Here is a 4312-nt window from a genome sequence, read left to right as displayed (position 1 = left end):
TGCTTTTAACACACCTCTTATCAGCAATTTTGCCTAGTACTGCTTTTAACACACCTCTTATCAGCAATTTTGCCTAGTACTGCTTTTAACGCACCTCTTATCAGCAATTTTGCCTAGTACTGCTTTTAACACACCTCTTATCAGCAATTTTGCCTAGAACTGCTTTTAACACTAACCTTATCTGCCCGCGGAAAGCATGCGCATAAAAAAATGCCAACAAAGTCTATTACTTTGCTGGCATTCTGATGATAGCTCTATGAGCTACCAAAATGATTATTATAAATTTCTAGGACATTTATATCCCAATCTCAAAAAATATTCTTACTATTTATTTTTCAAAATCAATATTCATTCTTTCAAGTATCATCGTGTATGCATCATTACCCCATTGTAAAGATCTTTTAACTCGAGAAATAGTCGCAGTTGATGCACCAGATTCTTTCTCGATATGTGCATATGTGAATCCTTGTTTGATCATTTTCGCAACTTGTAATCGTTGTGATAATGACTGTAATTCATTGACAGTACATAAATCATCAAAAAATTGATAACATTCTTCTCTAGTCTCTAGCGTTAGTACAGCATCAAATAGTTCGTCTAATGCTTTACCTCTTAATTTTTCGATTTGCAAAAAATCAACCCCTGTTTAATATAAGTTCATTAATTGCATTTTAACGCACTAACCTATTAAAGTACAGTATAAAGAATTTTATTCAATACCAGCTCTTCTAAATATAGTATCTACTTGATTTAAGTGATGCTTTTCATCGAAACATTCATCTAATTCAGTTTCACTTAACAAGTTCGTAATTTTCTCGTCTTGTTCTACTAGAGTTCTAAATGGTGTTTGTGTTTCCCATGATTCCATTGCTTTTGGCTGAACGATATCATAAGCCTCTTCTCTAACCATTCCTTTATTAATAAGTGTTAACATAACACGTTGTGAATAAATAAGTCCAAATGTCTTATCAATATTACGTTTCATATTTTCAGGATAAACAGTTAATCTATCAATGATATTAGTGAATCTATTTAAAGCGTAATCTAAAGCAATTGTAACATCTGGTAACATGATTCTTTCAGCTGATGAATGAGAGATATCTCTTTCATGCCATAATGGTACATTTTCATATGCAGTTGTAACATATCCTCTAATAACACGAGCTAAACCTGTTACATTTTCAGATCCAATTGGATTACGTTTGTGTGGCATTGCTGATGATCCTTTTTGACCTTTTGCAAATGCTTCTTCTACTTCACGTGTTTCAGTTTTTTGTAAACCACGTACTTCTACTGCAAATTTTTCAATAGAAGTTGCAATTAAGCCTAAAGTTGCAATGTAATAAGCATGGCGATCACGTTGTAGTGTTTGTGTAGAAACAGGTGCATAATCTAAACCTAATTCTTTACATACATGCTCTTCAATTTCAGGTGGAATATTCGCAAAAGTACCAACTGCGCCACTCATTTTTCCTACTTCAATTTCTTCACGAACACGTTTGAATCTTTCTAAGTTACGTTTCATTTCTGTATACCAAAGTGCCATTTTTATACCAAATGTTGTTGGCTCAGCATGTACACCATGTGTTCTACCCATCATTAACGTTGTCTTATGTTCAATCGCTTTATTCTTTAAGACTTCTAAAAATCTTTCTATATCTTTTTCTATAATTTCATTAGCTTGTTTAATTACATAACTAAGCGCAGTGTCAACAACATCAGTTGACGTTAAACCATAATGTACCCATTTACGTTCTTCACCTAATGTTTCAGATACTTGTCTAGTAAACGCTACGACATCATGGCGCGTTTCTTGTTCAATTTCTTTAGCTCTATCAACGTCGACTTTAGCATTTTGTCTTATTAGTTTAACATCCTCAGCTGGAATATGTCCTAACTTGCTCCATGCTTCACACGCTAGTATTTCAACTTCTAACCATGCTTCAAAACGATTTTGTTCAGTCCAAATATTAGCCATTTCTTCTCTAGAATAACGTTCAATCATTGATAAATTCTCCTATCATTTTTTAGTCATTTACATTATAACAAACATTTTGTAACACGTACATTATTTATAAAATATCAAATAAAGTTCGTAATTAGATTGTTAAATCATTTATCTCTCTCATTATATATTGTAACAGTCGGATAATAAATTGAAAGTAGTTTCCCATTTATAATTTATATGTCCTTATAATCGCATCTTTGTTTTTTCATAAACAATAAAGACAATATGAAAATAAAACACCCTTGGAAGTTATATTTTTCGACTAACTTCCAAGGGTATTTTGATTTCAAACAATCATTTAATCATTCATTTTTTTGCCTACAAATTGTATTTCTTGTCTAAGTACTTCAATATCACCGTTCTTCTTTTCGATAAAGACAGGTTTTTCAAATCTTTTCACTGGTGTATAACCTTGTTCTTTCATTCTATTAAGACACATTTCTATCGTTTCATTTTCTTCAACTCTAAACTTCATCAGTATCATACGCCTTTAATTTTTTACTTCGTACACCTTTAACCCAGAAACCACCGTGGATGTTTTTAGGTTCATATGCAATAATAAAAGCTTTTGAATCTAACTGTTTTATTGTGTCCATTAATTTCAATTCAAATCTACGTGGTGTTAATATTTGCATTACAAGACGATCTCCATCTCTTCCTTTTGCAACATAATGTGTGACACCATACCCAAAGTCTCTCAACTTTCTAGGTAAATCTGTTTCATATTCTGCAGTTGTAACGTTCACAACGATATAACCTAATGCTATCTTTTCTTCTATCTTCATGCCTACAATAATACCCGTTGCAAATCCAAGTGCATAAGCTAATATATTCTGAATTTGGTCAAGACTATTTATTACTAAACCTAATCCGATAACATAAACGACTACTTCAAGTACACTCACAGCAGCGGCTATATATCGATATCCTTTTAGTGTTAAAATCGTTCTCATTGTTAAACAGGATACATATACTATATTAATTACAAATATAGAAAGTACCATTAGCCATGGATTATCTAATATAGCTGACATGCAAACCCTCCATTTATTAAAATACTGGAATTATTTTATCAATCAAACTTATGAAAGTCACGCATTATTTTGGCCAAGTATATCTTGTATAAGGCATTTCTCTTTTATGTGCATTTCTTACATAGTGATTCTGAATAATTTCTTGATCTTTTTCATTTATTTTTTTACCTTCTAAAAAGTCATCAATTACATCATAAGTTACTCCCAAAGCTTCTTCGTCTGGTAAAGCTGGTTTATCTTCTTCTAAATCGGCAGTAGGTACTTTATTAATTAAATGTTCTGGACCATCTAAATATTTTAAGATTGCTTTACCTTGTCTTTTATTCAAGCCAAATAAAGGAGCTATATCACAAGAACCATCACCAAACTTAGTGAAGAATCCAGTAATATTCTCAGCCGAATGATCAGTTCCTAGTACAATACCACTATGTGCTGAAGCAATTGAATATTGGACTTTCATGCGCTCTCTCGCTTTTTCATTTCCTTTTTGAAAATCTGTAAGTTCAACACCTGATTCTTTTAATGATTGAATACTTGCTTGAACTGCTGGTTTAATATTCACTGTTATACGTTTGCTTGGATTAATAAAATCTAAAGCATCTTGTGTATCTTGTTCATCAAACTGTTCACCATACGGCAATCTAACAGCGATAAATTGATATTGTTCATTTTCTTCAGCATTTAATTCTTCTACTGTTAACTGTGCTATTTTACCTAGCAATGTTGAATCTTGACCGCCTGAAATACCTAATACTAATGACTTCACAAAACTATGAGCTTTTATATAAGATTTCAAAAAATGTTTAATCTCTTCAAATTCACTATTAGGGTCTATTACTTTTTTTACATTCATTTCTTTAACTATGGTTGATTGCAAATCTCTCATTACTGTTCCACATCCTTAATAGATTCTGCAACTCTTTCTGCAACTTCAAATATTTTTTTATTCTTATTATCCCAACAAGCTTTACTTAAGTCTACAGGGTACTCTTCAGGATTTAAATAACGTTTATTTTCTTCCCATAATATCTCAAGGTTATCAAATGCCAATTGTTTTATATCATTAATTTCTGGCAATGAATAAACAAGTTTACCGTTTGTAAAAATATCGTGATGTAAATCAACAGCTTTAAAGTTTTTAATATATTTCATTTTATAAGTATGAACGGGATGGAACATTTTTAAACGTTCTTCTTTGTTTGGCTCTTCATGTTCTAAAGTTATATAATCTCCTTCAGATTTGTTCGTTAAAGTATTAATAACTCTATAG

The 4312-nt window shown here is 31.5% G+C and carries 5 protein-coding genes and 1 pseudogene; all 6 read right to left on the bottom strand.

Annotated features, from left to right (window positions below; all coding sequences use genetic code 11):
• Positions 1-328: 328 nt before the first annotated feature.
• Entirely contained in the window at positions 329-631 is a 303-nt protein-coding gene (locus tag CD129_RS12755; RefSeq protein WP_078358228.1) for a YerC/YecD family TrpR-related protein, read from the bottom strand.
• A gap of 78 nt (positions 632-709) precedes the next feature.
• Entirely contained in the window at positions 710-2005 is a 1296-nt protein-coding gene (gene purB / locus CD129_RS12750) for an adenylosuccinate lyase (RefSeq protein ID WP_115337266.1), read from the bottom strand.
• Positions 2006-2306: 301 nt separating this feature from the next.
• Positions 2307-2483 (bottom strand): NETI motif-containing protein, encoded by a 177-nt coding sequence (locus CD129_RS12745; protein WP_078358225.1) that lies wholly within the window; start codon positions 2481-2483, stop codon positions 2307-2309.
• On the bottom strand, positions 2473-3042 hold the full coding sequence (locus CD129_RS12740; RefSeq protein WP_078358224.1) for a DUF2179 domain-containing protein: 570 nt from the start codon (positions 3040-3042) through the stop codon (positions 2473-2475). The genes CD129_RS12745 and CD129_RS12740 overlap by 11 nt, the downstream gene beginning before the upstream one ends.
• Before the next feature lie 64 nt (positions 3043-3106).
• The gene (nadE, locus tag CD129_RS12735) at positions 3107-3928 is read right to left on the bottom strand and encodes an ammonia-dependent NAD(+) synthetase (protein WP_078358222.1); all 822 of its coding nucleotides are present in this window, start codon (positions 3926-3928) and stop codon (positions 3107-3109) included.
• A pseudogene (locus CD129_RS12730) lies at positions 3928-4312 on the bottom strand (nicotinate phosphoribosyltransferase); the annotation flags it as partial. The pseudogene CD129_RS12730 and the gene nadE, both read right to left, overlap by 1 nt.

The sequence above is a fragment of the Mammaliicoccus fleurettii genome (assembly GCF_003970575.1).
Lineage (GTDB): Bacteria > Bacillota > Bacilli > Staphylococcales > Staphylococcaceae > Mammaliicoccus > Mammaliicoccus fleurettii.
The sequence above is the reverse complement of the archived record's forward strand: the minus strand, read 5'-3'. Positions and strand labels throughout refer to the sequence as shown.